The organism is Paludibaculum fermentans (assembly GCF_051172195.1).
GTDB lineage: Bacteria > Acidobacteriota > Terriglobia > Bryobacterales > Bryobacteraceae > Paludibaculum > Paludibaculum fermentans_A.
Genome location: NZ_JBPJAQ010000001.1, coordinates 6,150,806 through 6,165,317, shown reverse-complemented (window position 1 = coordinate 6,165,317; position 14,512 = coordinate 6,150,806). Strand labels below are relative to the sequence as shown.

Below are 14,512 nucleotides of genomic sequence, written 5' to 3'. Positions count from 1 at the left end.
ACAGGTCTAGGCGATTGCGAAGCCAAGGCTGCGGGCTTTGTAGAGCAAGGTGGTCCGCTTCAGCCCTAGCAGGTCGGCGGCGCGGGCTTTGTTGCCGTTGGCGCGTCCCAGTGCTTCTGAGAGCAAGTGCATCTCCAAACGGCGGACGGTCTCTTCCATGTCCAGCCCCGTCTCGGGGAGAACCGGGAAACTGCTGGTGGGCTGAGGCACCGGAGCCGCATGATTCATCGGCACATCGATGGGGAAGTCGTAGGCTGTCAGGACGGTTCTGCCGTCCGACATGACCACAGCGGATTCCACAGCGTGTTCCAACTGCCGGACATTGCCCGGCCAGTCGCAATCGGCCAGCCGCCGCAGGGCATCGGGTGTCACCCGGCAGCGGGCGAGCCCTTCGGTTTTGCAGATCCTCTCGATGAAGTGATCCACCAGAATCGGGATGTCTTCGCGACGCTCGCGCAGCGGAGGCAGCCGCAGGACCACAACGCTGAGGCGATAGAACAGGTCTGAGCGGAAGCGCTTCATGCGGGCTTCTTCCGCCAGGTCGACGTTGGAAGCGGCAATGATGCGGCAATCCACCGGCACGGTTTCGCCGCCGCCGACGCGCTGGATTTCGCGCTCCTGCAGCACGCGCAACAGCTTACCCTGCAGGGCCAGCGGCATTTCGCCGATTTCGTCCAGCAGCAGGGTACCGCGGTGGGCTCGTTCGAAATAGCCGGCCCGTGCGCCGATGGCACCGGTGTAGGCGCCCTTGGCGTGGCCAAACAGCTCGGCTTCTATTAATGATTCGGGAATCGCGGCACAGTTCACGGGCACCAGTTCCTGTTCCCGTCGTCCGCTGGCTTCGTGAATGGCGCGGGCCGCCGCCTCTTTGCCGGTGCCGGTCTCACCGAGTAGAAGGACGGTCGTCCGCCGGTCGGCCACAATGCGGATCATTTCGACGATCTTCCGCATCGTGTCGCTTTCGCCGATCAGCCAGCGCCGCCAACCTGCCCAGGGATCACCGGCAGCGCGCGCCGGAGCCGGGGATTGTCCGCTGCGTCCAAACACATGGATATTGCAGGCCTGCCATTGCTCGTGTTCCGCAATCAATTCGTGAGGATCGTAAATGGAGATTTGGATCGAACGCGCCAGGTTCAGGAGTTGGCCCCGCAAGCGGGTCTCTGTCCAGTCCAGGTAAGGCCAGTGGATCAGGAACTGCGACCCGTCCTCACGCACTGCTGTGTTGACGGCGTCTTCCAGCCGCTGGAACCGCTGGATGGTGTCTCCAGGCTGAACCATGCGCAACATGTCATCGGTGGCGTGAGCGAGCTCATCGATCACGCAGTACATCTTCCCAGTCATTGAGCCTGTGCTCCTGTGAGTTTTCGAGTAATCTCCGGCGCCGAGGGAACAAAAGCCCTCAAACGGAGGCCGGGATCGTCGACAAAGCATACGCAGTGAGAAACTTCGTCGGAACCGATAGCGAATACATCGAGAGCAGAGTGCTCTCGGCCACTCCAGCTGGCCTCATCGAGATCCTGTACGAGAAGGCGCTGGAGCATATGGCTTCCGCGCAATTCCACCTTCGCGCCGGCGAAGTAGTGGAACGCGGGCAGGCAATCTCCAAAGTCCAAGCGATCATCAACGAATTGCTTCACTCGCTCGACACCAAAAAGGGCGGCGAGATCGCATTGAATTTGCAGCGGCTCTACGAATACTCCGTCCTCAAATTGACCGAAGCTCATCGCTTCGGCACCGAGGCCGGCCTGGTGGAGGTAGAGCGCATCCTCCAGAACATGCTGGACGGCTGGCGGGAAGCCACCCGCCCTGCTCAGAACACCAGCAGCTACGACAGCGTTACGGCCGATCATATGCTGCTGCAACCGGAAGCTGCCCCGGCCCTCCGTTCGTGGACCCTGTAGCATTGGAGGGCTTAGCCTCCAGTCCACGCATCACCATGGCCGTCAGTCCAAACCCGCCCCGGGTAGCAATTGCCTGGGCGAGATGTTCCTGAGCCATCTCCATCATCGAACCGGACGCCGAATCTTCCTCACCCAGTCCAGAGGAGTGGGCTGAGGCAGAAACCTCTTTCAAGATCTGCCCAATCAGCAAGGATTCGAACTGTTGGGCGGAGTCACGAATCTTCTTGGGGTCGTCAGCCTTGCGAGCGCCTTCTAACGCGGAAGTAGAGGCGGAGAGGACACTGGTGTCGAGGCTGGGTGAAGTGATGTTCATATTAAATGACCTCAATCTCCGCTTCCAGGGCGCCAGCTGCCTGCAGGCTCTGCAATATGGCGATGATGTCGCGGGCGGTGGACCCGATGGACGATAAACCCTTCACCAGCTCCTCGACCGTTGCGCCATCCTTCAACATGAGGTTGCGCGCTTTCTCTTCCTTTACGCCGACGCCCGTTTGAGGCACAACCTGCGTCTGGCCCTGCGAGAAGGGGGCCGGCTGGCTCACCTCCATCGTGGTCTCGATCTGAATCGAGAGATTGCCGTGCATGATGGCCACCGGGCTCACCTTCACCTGCTTGCCCATGATGATGGTGCCCGTACGCTCGTTGATGACCACCTTCGAGATGGCATCCGTATCCACCTGGATGGTTTCGAGTTGGGCAATGAAGCTGACCGGGTTGGCGATGAATGCGGCCGGGATCTTGACTCGCACCAGGCCCGAATTCTCGGAGACCGCTACGGGCTCGCCGCCGAACTTCTTATTAATGGCTTCGGTCACGCGGTTGGCGCTGCTGAAGTCGCTGCGATGCAGTTGGAGCTTGATCTCGGTTTTCGGCGCCACCGAAGGAGGTGCCCGCTCCACCGTCGCACCATTGGGTACGCGGCCGACCGTCGGGTGATTCGTGGTCTGTTTTGTTCCGCCGCCGCCCGCTACAAACCCGCCGGTCACCACCGCGCCCTGGCCCACGGCGTAGGGCTGGCCATCGGCGCTCCTCAGATTGGTGAGCAGCAGCAATCCGCCCTGCAGGTTCGCCGCATCGCCGATTGCGGCGACCGTGATGTCCAGCTTGGTGCCCGGCTGCGCGAACGGAGGCAGCGTGGCTGTCACCATGACCGAGGCGGTGTTATTGACTCGAATGGAGGCGGGTGAAACCTGCACACCCATCTGCTGCAGCAGGTTGGTGAGGGTTTGTGTGGAGAAGACCGTTTGACGGCGGTCACCGGTCTGATTCAGGCCGACGACAATGCCGTAGCCGATCAACTGGTTGTCGCGCACGCCTTCGATGGACGCGAAGTCCTTGATTCGCGTGCCTGCCAGCAGAGCTTGGGCAAGAATCGCGAATAGGCAGAATCCAAGGCTCAGTAGCCTTCTGCTCATTCATCCTCCAAACGGCATCCGTCGACCACATGTACACCCAGGTCCTGACCAAAGACTATTCGGGCGTACAAGTGGTATATCGACGGGATAGCCCTGGCCTGTAGATCTGAAAGTGAGTTTTTGGAAAGTTTGAGCTATCCTTCGGCTAAAAAGGAAGGATGCCTAACAAAAGTCGATAAACGAAGTTCGGGCGTCTGATGACATCATTGACGACGCCTTTTCCATTGACTTTTATGTCAAGTAAGCCCAGGCGGCTGGATTCAATGATGTTTCCGGTGCTGATATCAAACGGCCGTGCCACGCCGCGCAAGGTGACGACCTGGGTCTCCGAGTTGACGGTGATCGACTTCGACCCTTCGACGATCATGTTGCCGTTCGGCAGCACCTCGCTGACGCGGGCGGTGAGGGTGGCTCGCAGCGAATTCTCACGGCTGGTCGTGCCGTCTCCATTCAGGCTGTGATCCGCGGTCGCCTGCGCCAGGCCGGACAGGGCCGGGGTGCTGATTCCGGCGACCGAACCCACACCGGCTTTCACGGCCGAGCTACGCGAAGTCTTGGTGGTGCCCTTCGCCACGGCGGAGGCATCTTCCTGGACGACAATGGTCAGAATGTCGCCTGTGCGCGAGGCACGCAGGTCAGCACCGGCATCCAGCAGACGGGCGGTAGGGGTCCACAACGAACCTGGCTGGGTCTCCATAGCTCTTTGAGAACGCTGGACTTCCTCACGATAGCGGTCGATTTCGGCAGCCGCCGGAGCAGCCGTCTTCTTCTTGTCCTTGGCCGGTGCCCCGGCACTGAACAAGGCCAACGCCAAACCCCAGGCAATCGCGGTTCTCATCGATTTGATCCTTTCCTGCCAACCGGCATCAACCCCGGAATCACCACGGCTTTGTTGGCGCTCACCAGCTTCGCCTGCACCACTTTTCCGCTTTCCGCATTGCGCAGCAGGATGCGTTCGCCGATGCGGCCAGAGGCCTCCGCCACGGTTTGAGTCCGCAGGAATCCGCCACCGATGGGCGCTTCCACTTCCACGACATCGCCCTTCTTTACATCGGGGTCTACCACCACGTCGGAGTCGCTCAACACGGTGCCCGTCCGCATGCTACGACGAGCCGTCCGCCCCACGAAGTCGGCGACGGTCAGGGGACGCCTGCGCAAATATGGAAATGCCTTAATGTTGTCTTGACTAATTTGTTCTGATTTGATGGGCTCGCCGGCTTTCAGATCAGTGACGGTGGTGACTTTAGATGAAGAAACACTAAGAATTACCTTGGCCCAGATCTTCGCTCTTTGGTTCTGTGAGTACTGTACGTACCCCGACCATATAGAAGGTTGCTCCTGCAATATTAAGCTTGGTTCACGAAGTCCGGTCCGCGGAAAAACAACATTGCCCATCGGAACATTAAAGCGGCTCAATTCAAGAACCTTCAGCTCCACTGCCGGCTCCAGGCTCGCGCGCATGGCCTCGGTTGCTTCTTTTTCAGTGACTTGGCGGGTTTCCCATTCGAAGCAGCCATCTTTGGCGACAGGATTCTCTGCTCCGTGTGCCTTGGCCCAGCGCACCAACTCACCAGCACTCACTCTCCTGCGAACCCCAGGCATCGGCGATGCCCCGAATACGGTCTCGTTGGGGATCTCGACACCAGTCTGGAGGAAGCTGCGCAGGTGCCGCATCTCGATGCGTGCGCCATCCACGATGACGCAGCTCTCCGGAACGCCCAACACCACACTAAGAAGGAGCGCGGTGATCATCTGGTTGCGAGATTGTTGACCTGTTGGTACATCTCGTCGGCGGCCTTGACCACTTTCGAATTGGCTTCGTACGCGCGCTGGCTCACGATCAGGTTGATGAACTCCTCCACCACGCTGACGTTCGACTGCTCGGTATAGCCCTGCAGGAGAGCGCCGATGCCTTCCTGGCCGCCGGGTTGACCCACCTGCGGATCGCCGGAAGCGTCCGTCGGCTTATAAAGGTTCTTGCCGAGGCCATCGAGGCCGGCCGGATTCGCGAACAACGCCAGTTGTAATTGCCCGGCGATCTGCGAGGCGGTTTGATTGGGCTGCTTGTAGCTGACGGTGCCATCGGGAGCGATGGTGATGGCCTGCGCGTCGGACGGAATCGTGATTTGGGGTTCCAGCGGATCGCCGTCCGAGGTCACCATGTTGCCGTCGCGGTCCGTATGGAACGATCCGGCGCGCGTATAGGCAAGTTCGCCGTTTGTCGTGCGCACCTGGAAGAACCCGCGGCCCTGGATCACGACGTCCATCGGATTCTCGGTCGCGGCGAAGTTGCCCTGGGTGAAGAGGATTTCGTTGGAAGACGCGCGTGTGCCCAGGCCGAGTTGAAGCCCGGTGGGAATCGAAGTCTGCTGACCGGCGGAGGCGCCCGGTTGGATCATGCTCTGGTAGAGAAGGTCCTGAAACTGTGCGCGCCGCGTCTTGTAGCCTGCGGTGTTCGCGTTCGCCAGATTGTGCGCGATGTTGTCCACATTGAGCTGTTGCGCGGTCATACCGCTGGCAGCGCTGAATAGTGCACGAATCATTCGTCGTCTCCTCTAATTCCCAACCCGGCCGACCTCTTCGATCGCCCGCTTGCTCATATCGGCGCCCATGGTGATGGCCCGCTGCAGGAACTCGGCCTGCCGCATGAGTGAAACCAGCCGGACCGCGGATTCCGCCGGCGCCACGTTGGACGCCTCGATCTTGCCCTGGTGAACGTCGGCATCGGTAGCCGGCGCGGGCTTCCCGCTTGTTTCGTTCGCTTTGAAGTAGGAGTAGCCGGTCTTTTCGAGTGCTTCCGGCTTATCGAACTTGACCACCGCCAACTGGCCGACGGCCTGGCCGCCCTGCCTCACCTGTCCGTTGGTGGCTATTTCGAAGGCCTGTGAGGCCACCAGGGTGATGCCCTTGCCGCTGGAATCCAACAGGGGATATCCATCTGCGTTGGTCAGCGACCCGTCTTTCGCAACCTTCATATGGCCGTCACGGGAGTAAAGTGGTCCGGTGGGCGATTTCACTGTGAAGAATCCCTGACCAGAGATGGCAACATCCTGCGGATTCCCGGTCAATTCCAGGGTGCCCTGTTGAAAATTCGTCCACCGGCCATTGACGTCGGGCAGCGCCGACATTACGCCGCCCATCATCGATTCGGACGCCTCACCAGCATAAGTGCTGTACAGCTCGTGATCCGCTTTGAAGCCGCTGGTAGCCGAGTTCGCCAGATTATTGGCCAACACGTCCAGAGCTTCCAACCGGCCGCGCAGACCGCTGGCCGCCAAGATCGACAGCTTATCCATGACGCATTGGATACTGCACGGCGGGTGCCAAACGCGGCTGTGCAGTTTTTCCTCAAATCGCTCCCGATTCCCTCGACAAGAGAGCTGAAACGATAAGTACCCTTTAATCTCTCCGGCAGAATTCTGCCGTAGGCGTCATTTCTCTGACGCTACTCCTGTCCAGATTCGCCATTTTTCAAGGGTTTTTGAGATGGCGCGCAAAGTGCAATTCATGGACAGGAATGAACTGCACCCTGGCCGCCGGCATCCTCGACACGCAGGTAGTGTCTGCTGCCGCGACTGTTGGTGTTCCGGCCGGGCAGACGCAGCCCGGCGGTCTCTCCTTCTCGACCATCCTTGGCGCCCAGCAACCGGCTGAAGCGGTAGCGGACGTGCCCGGCAACCAAACGGAGCCGCAGACATCCGGCGACGCTGCGCAATCTTTCACCGGACACGCCTTCCTGATCCCCGAAAGCTGCAGGCCCATCTGCCTTTACCCGCAGACGGCCGGGCCATTCAATACGGACGAGGCGCCTGAGAGTGGCACGATTGCGCTCGACGCCAAGCCCGCGGACACGCAGACCGCGTCGGCTGCCCCGCCCCGCTTCTCGGCCCCAGATTCCTCCTCCGCACCGGAAACCCGGGCTTCCCGAGCCTTTCGCCTGGAGCAGAGGGAGAATCCGGCCGTAGTGACGCAAGGCCTGGTTGCCCCACCGCCCGCGGTCCCGCAACCGCCCACTGCCTCAAAAACGGAACAATCCGTACTTGTTGTATCGAATTGGACGGGAAGCAAACAGCAAGCCGGCGTCGAACCAGCCGAACCGCTGCCGGCCGCAGAACCCACGCAGACGGATTCCGTAAAGCAAACGGTCCGCACGAGGGAAACAAAGCCGGCCAGTGAAGTAAATCCGGAGCAGAGCACTCCCACCGACTCCTTATTAATGCAGCCGGGGATTGTGACGCCCACTGCACCCCAGGCGGAGACGAAGCCGCCAGTTGAGCCGTCGAGGCAGCAGATCGTCCCGGCGACAGCGAGTTTCCAGACAGTGGCGGCAGAGCCGGCCATGGACGCGAAGCCGTTCCGTGAGTCGGCGCCAACCAGCCAACCGGGTGAGACCGGCGCCGTCAGCCTGCAACCGCGATTCGAACCCCAACCGTCGGCTTCCACCCATCCCGCCGACGAACCCGCCGCAGCGTCTCGCACGGCGATCCACACTGAAAGTCAGACCCTTGAAGAAGTCTCCGCTCCCCAAGCGCTGGAACCGGCGCCCCCGCAGCAGCTCAACGACGAACCACAAACCGATAGGACCAGTGCACAGTCCACGTCATCCCAACTGGCGCAAAGCGCGCTGACCAGCGCGACGGCAGTTGAGCCCGATTGGGCCATGCAGGCCGCCACCGCACTCCGGGATGAGGCGACTGCCGTGGAAAGCACCCAACCGGCCCGGCCCGTTGCTCCCAATCCTGTTGGCCCGGAAATGCATACCGCCCTGGTGGGGATGCTCACCTTGCGGAATACCGAAGAGCCCGCCGAGGCCGCTGTTGTCGAGACGCGCACACCCGGCGCGGTGCTCTCCCTGCTGAAGACGGCTGAATCCGACGCCATCAGCCGGCGCTCCTTCGACACGCTACCTGCGGAACCTGGCCAGCCTCACTTCGCCCAACGGCCCAATACCGGAGAGGCGTACTCGACCGGGCCGGCCGTTTCCAACAATTCCGCCAAGCCGATGACTGAGGGATTCGCCGCAGTGGAAGCCCCGGCCCCACCGGCAACCGCCAATCCGGTCGTGCCCCCCAGCGTGGCCGGCCTGAAGTCCACCGATATCGCGCCGGCCGCCCGCAAGGCGGAGCAGCGATCAGAGAAACCCGTGACCTCCAAGCCGTACCAATCCACGATCGCCGCCGCCGACGGCCCGCGAGTACAGACTGCCGACGTTCCTGTCCGCCAGGAAGCGATTCGTACCGCGCCCGGCGCCGAAATGACCAGCCGCATCGAGGCGCTGCAGACCGCGCAGGCGGCCGTGCGAGGCTCCGTCCGGTCTTTCACAATCCCCATTGGGCAGGACGCGAATCTGGTCGCCACGTTGCGCCTGGTACAGCAGTCGACGGGCGTCCAGATCACGGTCCAGACCCCGGACGCCGCGCTGAGCCAATCGATGCAGGCCAATCTGCCGCAGCTTCTTCGCGGCCTGGAAGAGTCGGGATTCAAGGCCGACTTCCAGACGCAGCCCACGGTTCATACCGAAACAACTTCCGCCCCCGTGAGAACCCAGTCGACTGATAACCGTCAGTCTGGTTCCTTCGACCAGGGTAACCCGCAACAGGATGGTCCCGCCCACGGGCAGGGCCGCGAAAAGCGGCAACCGTCGCACGAATGGCGGCAATGGTTGCAGCACGGCCGGAAACAGAACAAGGAGGCAAACTGATCATGCAGGTCACCAATTCCTACGCATCACAACTGGGCGCCGACAGCACGTCCACGGCATCCAATTCGACGTCGAGCTCTGGAAACCTCGCGAACGAAAACGTATTTCTGCAACTCCTGGTGGCCCAGATCAAGAACCAGAACCCTCTGGAGCCCCAGGACAGTTCCGCATTCATGGGCCAACTGGCCCAGTTCAGCCAGCTTGAGCAGTTGACCCAGATCAACGACCAGCTCACTGAGCTGAACACGACCGCCACGGCATCAGCCACGGCCGCCGACTCCTACACCGGCAGCGACTCCACGACGACAGGAAATTGAGGACCACCCATGCTCAACATGTTCAACACCGCGCTCACGGCGCTCAACGCTAACAACACGGCTATCGATGTGACCGGGCACAACCTGGCCAACCTCAACACCAGCGGCTACAAGGCCGGCACGGTGTCCTTCGAGGAGATGGTCACCCAGACGATGGGCCTGAACTCGGCCACCACGGCCAATGGCAACGGCATCGGCGCCCCCATCACCACGCGCCAGTTCAGCCAGGGCTCCGTGCAGGTGACCGGCGGACTGCTGGATGCCGCCATCTCGGGCAACGGATTCTTCACGGTCAAGGCTTCCGACGGCAACACGTATTACACGCGCGCCGGCAACTTCAAGCTCGACTCTTCAGGCAACCTCATCACCGCTACGGGTGAGAACATCCAGGGCTGGATGGCCACCAACGGCGTGGCAACGCCCGGCGGCGTGCCGACGAACATCACGATTCCCCCCGGTTCCGCCAATGCGCCGGTGCCGTCCTCCTTCTTTGGGCTGAACCTGAACCTGAATGCGCTGGGGACGGTGGGTGCGACCACCGGCTCGTTTACGGCTCCGGTGCAGGTGGTCGACTCGCTGGGCGCCAGCCACACGGTGACGGCCTCGTTCACAAAGACCTCGGCGAACAACTGGTCCTATGACCTCACCATCGACGGCGGCGAAGTTACCGGCGGTACGGCCGGCACGCCCAGTTCGCTGGCCAAAGGCACGCTGACGTTCGACACGGCCGGCAAGCTCACCGCGCCGACGGCTAATGTCGCGGTCACCATTCCCGCCTTCACCAACGGCGCCGCTGGCCAGACGGTGAACTGGCAGCTATTTGACACAGCCGGCAATCCGGAACTGACGCAGTATGGCCAGGCTTCCGCCGTCAACTCGAATTCGGGCGACGGTGCGACGGCCGCGCAGCTGACGCAGGTGGTGATGGCCGACGGTGGCAAGATCATGGCGAAGTACTCCAACGGCACCAGCAAGCTGGTGGCGGTGATCGCCCTGGCCAGCATCCAGAATCCCGATTCGCTGGTCGCGGTGGGCAACAACAACTATTCGACGACGCCCGCCTCCGGCCCGGTCAGCTATGGCGAAGCCGGCACCGGCACCCGCGGCGGCATCACGGCCAGCGCGCTGGAAAGCTCCAACGTCGACATGGCTCGTGAACTGACCAACATCATCATCTACCAGCGCAGCTACCAGGCGAATGCCCGTGTGGTGACGGCTGGTGATGAACTCAGCCAGGAAATCCTGAGCTTGAAGAGGTAACGCATGGCAGCCCGGGAAAACGAAAAGCGGTTGCCGGCCGATCTGATGCGCTCACTTTCCATCGAAGTGGAAGCCACCGCGCCCCATCGCGATATGAGTTTGCGCGAGATTGCTGCTCTTCGCCCCGGGTCCGTGCTCCGCCTGACCAGCGGTCCACGCAACTCCATCGAACTGCGCTCCGGAGGCCGCCGGCTGGCCTCCGCCGAGCTCGCCCAGAGCGGCGGAAAATTCGCCGTCCGCATCGTCAATAACGTCAATATACGGGGCAAACGCTGACCATGGATCTCTACATCCGGCTCTTCCTGGCCCTGCTCGTCATCACCGCGCTGTATCTCACGTTGAAGCTGCTGCGCGGCCGCGGCGCCATCAGGATGCCGGACCTCTCACTAGGTTCGTCCAAACGCCGCCGCCTGGAAGTGCTGGAACGGCTCATGATTTCAGCCCAACAGGGCGTCGCCATCGTCCGCATTGATGACCAGCAGTATCTGCTCTCCTTCAGTGCCGGCTCCAGCAACCTGCAGCCTTACGCCGGCCAGCCACGGGAGCAACGCTGATGCGCACGCTCGTCCGCACACTGCCCTGGCTGCTCATCGGCCAGGCCTGCATCGCCGCTCCGGCCGCTCCGGTTCTCGCGCCCTTTGGCGTCAATGCCGCAGGCGGAGCCACGCTGAGCACGCCCATGCAGATCGTCATCATGCTGACACTGATGACCCTGCTGCCGGCGCTGATCATGTCCGTCACGCCCTTCCTGCGCGTGGTCGTCGTCCTGCATTTCCTGCGCCAGGCGCTGGGCACGCAATCCACCCCGTCCAATCAGATCATCATCGGACTCTCTCTCTTCCTCGCGATGCTGGTGATGCAGCCCGTGGCCGTGCAGATGTATAAGGACGGCTGGCAGCCGCTGGAAGAAGGGCGGCTCACCACCAGCCAGGCGATGGACGCGGGCGCGATCCCGCTGAAGCAATTCCTCGTGAAATTCGTCCGGGAAGCCGACGTCCGGCTATTCCTCGACGCCACCCATTCCGCCAGCCCGCGCAATCCCCAGGACGTCGAACTGCGCATCCTCATTCCGGCCTACATCCTCTCCGAGCTCAAAGCCGCCTTCCAGATCGGGGCCGTGCTCTTTCTCCCCTTCCTCGTAATCGATCTGCTTGTCTCCTCGGTGACACTCTCGCTGGGCATGGTGCAACTGCCACCCGTGATGATCTCCGCTCCGTTCAAACTGCTGTTGTTTGTGCTCGTCGATGGCTGGAGCCTGGTGATAGGCTCCTTACTCAAAAGTCTCCAGGTCTAAAACATGACGCCAGAATCCGTAGTCAATATCATTCGTGAAGCTCTTCTGCTCGCCCTGCTGCTGGGCGCCCCCCTGCTGATGGTCGGCTTTGTCGTCGGCGCCGCGGTCAGCCTCTTTCAGGTGGCCACCTCGATTCAGGACAACGCCGTCGGCACGGTACCTCGCCTCGCCGCGATCCTGGGCACGTTCCTCGCCATCCTGCCGTGGATGCTCAGCCGCATGATCACTTACGCCGCGTCTATCTTCGGAGACCTCGGCAAGTATGCCCGCTGAGTTCGCCATTGGCACCTCGACCCTGCTGAGTTTCCTCGCAGTACTCGTGCGTGTCAGCGGCGTCTTTGCCTTTCTTTCCCTGCCCGGGCTGAAGGAAGGTCCAGAGCCCATCAAGGCCTTCTTCGCGCTCAGTTTTACGCTTGCCCTGATGCCGATGTGGCCCGCCATGCCGCCCGGTTCGCTGAGCACCGGCGTCTACTTCGGCTGGATCGCTTCGGAAGCGGCCTTTGGGATTGCCGTGGGCCTGTGCCTGGCGGTTGTGATGGAGGTGTTCCTGCTCACCGCGCAGGTGCTCAGCCTGCAGTCGGGATTGAGTTACGCTTCGTCCGTCGACCCGAACTCGCTGGCCGATTCCGGCGCCCTCACCCTGACCGCCAACCTGACCGCCGGCCTGCTGCTTTTCGCCACCGGATTGCACCGCCAGATCATCCTGGCGCTCGCCCGCAGCCTGGAAGTGCTGCCGCCGGGCAGCTTTGTGATTCACCGTGCGACACTGCTCGACCTGCTGCAGTACTCCGGAGCCATCTTCTCCACCGGCCTGCGCCTGGCACTGCCTGTCATGGCATTTCTCTTTATGCTCGACATGGCGTTGTCGCTGCTGGGCCGCATCAATCCAGGTCTCCAGCTCTTCAGCCTCTCGTTCCCCGCCAAGATCTTCCTGACCCTCTTCATCTACTCCCAGGTGCTGGTGCTGTTCCCGCGCGTCTTCGAACGCCTGGCCAACAGCTGCATGACGCACATCTACCGCCTGCTGCCGGGCGGTATGTGAGGGCGCTGACCCATGGCGGATAAGTCACAACAAACCGAACAACCAACTCAACGGCGAAAGCTGAAAGCCCGTGAAGAGGGCCAGTGGGTTAGTTCCCGTGACTTCATCAGCAGTCTCCAATTCGTCGCCTTCCTGATGCTGATCGGCTCCTATGGCGCGGTCTGGTTCCGCGAATGCCGCGAAACTTTGGCGCAGCATCTCTCCGGCGTCGGCCAGCAGGCCATTACTGTCGAGACCGTCCAGAACATCCTCATCTTCCTGATGGCGCGCAATGTGAAGCCGTTGCTGGTCGCCGGCGGAGTGATGGTGCTGGCTACCGTCGCCTTCCACCTGGCCTCCACCGGCATGGGGTTCAGCTTCAAGCGGCTGGCGCCCAGCGCCAACAAGTTCAATCCGGCCAAGAAGCTCAAGGACACCTACTCGCAATCGTTCATGTCGGCGGCCAGCGCGCTGGTGCTGCTGGTGGTCTTCATCGGAGCCCTGTACTGGCTGATCGATACGCGCCTGCAGTCCGTCATCCTGCTTTCCATGACCGATTTCGAAGCCGGGCTCAGCGCCGTGGCCAAGATGTCGCTGGACCTGCTGTGGAAGGGTGCGTCCATCCTCTTCGTCATGGGGGTGATTGATTTCGCCCGCCAATTCAAGCGGCATACGCAGTCGTTGCGCATGAGCAAGCAGGAAATAAAGGACGAAATGAAGGAAACGGACGGCAATCCGCTCATCAAAATGCGCATTCGCCGCCTGCAGCGCGAGCTGCGGCGCAACCGCATGATGAAGGATGTCGAAACCGCTACGGCCGTCGTCGTCAACCCGACTCACTATGCCGTCGCGCTGCTGTATGAGCACGGCAAATCCTCGGCGCCCCGCGTGGTGGCCAAGGGCCGAGGCTTTATAGCGTTGAAAATCAAGGAGATCGCCAAGCAGCACGGCGTTCCGATTGTCGAGAATCCACCCCTGGCTCGTACGATCTACAAGGCCGTGAAGATCAGCCAGGAGATCCCGCCCGCACTGTACCGGGCCGTGGCCGAGGTGCTCGCCTATGTGCACCGTATACGAAATTCCATGTACTAATGACGAACTCGTCGAGATTCTCTCAATTCTTCCGAACGGACTGCGATAGAGAAATGAATCGAAAAACAAAGCATGTCTTTATCGGCACTCATTGTGATGGATGAATTCGCGGACCGCCACGTGGTGGAAACCTCGCTCCGCGCCAATCCCTCCGTCGTGCGGCATTCGTTCACCGCCGGCGGACCTGAGGCTGCCCAGCGCCTGCTGGCCCGGGAACGGTTCGACATGGTGTTTGTCGACCTGGATCTCGAGGGCTGCCCGCAACTCGTTTCCGAGTTACGCAGCAGCGCCCAATACAGCGCCCTGCCGTGCGTGGGCATGTCTTACAACGCGGATGAGGAGCAGGTGCAGCAGTTGCTCTCCACCGGTCTGGACTCTTTCATGTCAAAGCCCCTGCGGCGCGACGTGGTCCGGGCAGAGATCGAAGAGATTGCCGGGCTCCGGTCCGGACAATCCGCCATGCAGTCCCGGCCCGTTTAGCCCTGTTTAGCAAAGAGAGGAAGGATCCACA

General features: G+C 61.5%; 17 protein-coding genes. 11 read left to right on the top strand and 6 right to left on the bottom strand.

Going from position 1 to position 14,512, the window contains the following annotated elements; all coding sequences use genetic code 11:
• Window positions 1-6 precede the first annotated feature (6 nt).
• On the bottom strand, window positions 7-1,341 hold the full coding sequence (locus ACR9Y2_RS24765) for a sigma-54 interaction domain-containing protein (RefSeq protein WP_435044369.1): 1,335 nt from the start codon (window positions 1,339-1,341) through the stop codon (window positions 7-9).
• A gap of 95 nt (window positions 1,342-1,436) precedes the next feature.
• Here ACR9Y2_RS24765 and fliS point away from each other — a divergent pair, with 95 nt between their 5' ends.
• Complete coding sequence (fliS, locus tag ACR9Y2_RS24760) at window positions 1,437-1,901, top strand: flagellar export chaperone FliS (protein WP_435044368.1); 465 nt, start codon at window positions 1,437-1,439, stop codon at window positions 1,899-1,901.
• 314 nt (window positions 1,902-2,215) lie between these two features.
• Here the strand turns inward: fliS and ACR9Y2_RS24755 are convergent, their stop codons facing one another.
• From ACR9Y2_RS24755 to ACR9Y2_RS24735, 5 genes are all read right to left on the bottom strand, one after another.
• Window positions 2,216-3,316: a flagellar basal body P-ring protein FlgI gene (locus tag ACR9Y2_RS24755; RefSeq protein ID WP_435044366.1), complete on the bottom strand. Its 1,101-nt coding sequence runs from the start codon at window positions 3,314-3,316 to the stop codon at window positions 2,216-2,218.
• A 145-nt stretch (window positions 3,317-3,461) separates the two neighbouring features.
• Window positions 3,462-4,154 carry a flagellar basal body L-ring protein FlgH gene (locus ACR9Y2_RS24750; protein ID WP_435044365.1) on the bottom strand — a complete coding sequence of 231 codons (693 nt, stop codon included), beginning with the start codon at window positions 4,152-4,154 and terminating at the stop codon, window positions 3,462-3,464.
• On the bottom strand, window positions 4,151-5,068 hold the full coding sequence (flgA, locus tag ACR9Y2_RS24745; protein ID WP_435044363.1) for a flagellar basal body P-ring formation chaperone FlgA: 918 nt from the start codon (window positions 5,066-5,068) through the stop codon (window positions 4,151-4,153). The genes ACR9Y2_RS24750 and flgA overlap by 4 nt, the downstream gene beginning before the upstream one ends.
• Window positions 5,065-5,859, bottom strand: coding sequence for a flagellar basal-body rod protein FlgG (gene flgG / locus ACR9Y2_RS24740; RefSeq protein ID WP_435044362.1), 795 nt, complete (start codon window positions 5,857-5,859; stop codon window positions 5,065-5,067). The genes flgA and flgG overlap by 4 nt, the downstream gene beginning before the upstream one ends.
• A gap of 12 nt (window positions 5,860-5,871) precedes the next feature.
• Window positions 5,872-6,612 (bottom strand): flagellar hook-basal body protein, encoded by a 741-nt coding sequence (locus ACR9Y2_RS24735; protein ID WP_435044361.1) that lies wholly within the window; start codon window positions 6,610-6,612, stop codon window positions 5,872-5,874.
• Between the two features lie 221 nt (window positions 6,613-6,833).
• Here ACR9Y2_RS24735 and ACR9Y2_RS24730 point away from each other — a divergent pair, with 221 nt between their 5' ends.
• From ACR9Y2_RS24730 to ACR9Y2_RS24685, 10 genes are all read left to right on the top strand, one after another.
• Window positions 6,834-9,017 carry a hypothetical protein gene (locus tag ACR9Y2_RS24730; protein ID WP_435044359.1) on the top strand — a complete coding sequence of 728 codons (2,184 nt, stop codon included), beginning with the start codon at window positions 6,834-6,836 and terminating at the stop codon, window positions 9,015-9,017.
• Between the two features lie 2 nt (window positions 9,018-9,019).
• A complete protein-coding gene (locus ACR9Y2_RS24725) occupies window positions 9,020-9,334 on the top strand; it encodes a flagellar hook assembly protein FlgD (protein ID WP_435044358.1) in 315 nt (104 codons plus the stop codon).
• Window positions 9,335-9,343: 9 nt separating this feature from the next.
• The gene (locus ACR9Y2_RS24720) at window positions 9,344-10,594 is read left to right on the top strand and encodes a flagellar hook protein FlgE (RefSeq protein ID WP_435044357.1); all 1,251 of its coding nucleotides are present in this window, start codon (window positions 9,344-9,346) and stop codon (window positions 10,592-10,594) included.
• Window positions 10,595-10,597: 3 nt separating this feature from the next.
• Window positions 10,598-10,870, top strand: a complete 273-nt coding sequence (locus tag ACR9Y2_RS24715; RefSeq protein ID WP_435044356.1) for a FliM/FliN family flagellar motor C-terminal domain-containing protein — start codon at window positions 10,598-10,600, stop codon at window positions 10,868-10,870.
• A gap of 2 nt (window positions 10,871-10,872) precedes the next feature.
• Entirely contained in the window at window positions 10,873-11,148 is a 276-nt protein-coding gene (locus ACR9Y2_RS24710; protein WP_435044354.1) for a flagellar biosynthetic protein FliO, read from the top strand.
• Window positions 11,148-11,888, top strand: a complete 741-nt coding sequence (gene fliP, locus ACR9Y2_RS24705; RefSeq protein ID WP_435044353.1) for a flagellar type III secretion system pore protein FliP — start codon at window positions 11,148-11,150, stop codon at window positions 11,886-11,888. The genes ACR9Y2_RS24710 and fliP overlap by 1 nt, the downstream gene beginning before the upstream one ends.
• 3 nt (window positions 11,889-11,891) lie before the next feature.
• Window positions 11,892-12,161 carry a flagellar biosynthetic protein FliQ gene (locus ACR9Y2_RS24700; RefSeq protein ID WP_194450502.1) on the top strand — a complete coding sequence of 90 codons (270 nt, stop codon included), beginning with the start codon at window positions 11,892-11,894 and terminating at the stop codon, window positions 12,159-12,161.
• The gene (locus tag ACR9Y2_RS24695; protein WP_435044352.1) at window positions 12,151-12,930 is read left to right on the top strand and encodes a flagellar biosynthetic protein FliR; all 780 of its coding nucleotides are present in this window, start codon (window positions 12,151-12,153) and stop codon (window positions 12,928-12,930) included. The genes ACR9Y2_RS24700 and ACR9Y2_RS24695 overlap by 11 nt, the downstream gene beginning before the upstream one ends.
• Before the next feature lie 12 nt (window positions 12,931-12,942).
• Complete coding sequence (locus ACR9Y2_RS24690; protein WP_435044351.1) at window positions 12,943-14,001, top strand: EscU/YscU/HrcU family type III secretion system export apparatus switch protein; 1,059 nt, start codon at window positions 12,943-12,945, stop codon at window positions 13,999-14,001.
• Window positions 14,002-14,073: 72 nt separating this feature from the next.
• Window positions 14,074-14,481, top strand: coding sequence for a response regulator (locus tag ACR9Y2_RS24685; protein ID WP_435044349.1), 408 nt, complete (start codon window positions 14,074-14,076; stop codon window positions 14,479-14,481).
• The last annotated feature ends 31 nt before the right edge of the window (window positions 14,482-14,512 follow it).

What these genes read in the sequence shown, in the direction of transcription:
- fliP (WP_435044353.1), top strand. Translation starts at nt 11,148, where the DNA reads ATGCGCACGCTCGTCCGCACACTGCCCTGGCTGCTCATCGGCCAGGCC.
- ACR9Y2_RS24700 (WP_194450502.1), top strand. Translation starts at nt 11,892, where the DNA reads ATGACGCCAGAATCCGTAGTCAATATCATTCGTGAAGCTCTTCTGCTC.
- ACR9Y2_RS24730 (WP_435044359.1), top strand. Translation starts at nt 6,834, where the DNA reads ATGAACTGCACCCTGGCCGCCGGCATCCTCGACACGCAGGTAGTGTCT.
- ACR9Y2_RS24720 (WP_435044357.1), top strand. Translation starts at nt 9,344, where the DNA reads ATGCTCAACATGTTCAACACCGCGCTCACGGCGCTCAACGCTAACAAC.
- ACR9Y2_RS24710 (WP_435044354.1), top strand. Translation starts at nt 10,873, where the DNA reads ATGGATCTCTACATCCGGCTCTTCCTGGCCCTGCTCGTCATCACCGCG.
- ACR9Y2_RS24725 (WP_435044358.1), top strand. Translation starts at nt 9,020, where the DNA reads ATGCAGGTCACCAATTCCTACGCATCACAACTGGGCGCCGACAGCACG.
- flgG (WP_435044362.1), bottom strand. Translation starts at nt 5,859, where the DNA reads ATGATTCGTGCACTATTCAGCGCTGCCAGCGGTATGACCGCGCAACAG.
- ACR9Y2_RS24755 (WP_435044366.1), bottom strand. Translation starts at nt 3,316, where the DNA reads ATGAGCAGAAGGCTACTGAGCCTTGGATTCTGCCTATTCGCGATTCTT.
- ACR9Y2_RS24735 (WP_435044361.1), bottom strand. Translation starts at nt 6,612, where the DNA reads ATGGATAAGCTGTCGATCTTGGCGGCCAGCGGTCTGCGCGGCCGGTTG.
- flgA (WP_435044363.1), bottom strand. Translation starts at nt 5,068, where the DNA reads ATGATCACCGCGCTCCTTCTTAGTGTGGTGTTGGGCGTTCCGGAGAGC.
- ACR9Y2_RS24715 (WP_435044356.1), top strand. Translation starts at nt 10,598, where the DNA reads ATGGCAGCCCGGGAAAACGAAAAGCGGTTGCCGGCCGATCTGATGCGC.
- ACR9Y2_RS24690 (WP_435044351.1), top strand. Translation starts at nt 12,943, where the DNA reads ATGGCGGATAAGTCACAACAAACCGAACAACCAACTCAACGGCGAAAG.
- ACR9Y2_RS24765 (WP_435044369.1), bottom strand. Translation starts at nt 1,341, where the DNA reads ATGACTGGGAAGATGTACTGCGTGATCGATGAGCTCGCTCACGCCACC.
- ACR9Y2_RS24750 (WP_435044365.1), bottom strand. Translation starts at nt 4,154, where the DNA reads ATGAGAACCGCGATTGCCTGGGGTTTGGCGTTGGCCTTGTTCAGTGCC.
- ACR9Y2_RS24695 (WP_435044352.1), top strand. Translation starts at nt 12,151, where the DNA reads ATGCCCGCTGAGTTCGCCATTGGCACCTCGACCCTGCTGAGTTTCCTC.
- ACR9Y2_RS24685 (WP_435044349.1), top strand. Translation starts at nt 14,074, where the DNA reads ATGTCTTTATCGGCACTCATTGTGATGGATGAATTCGCGGACCGCCAC.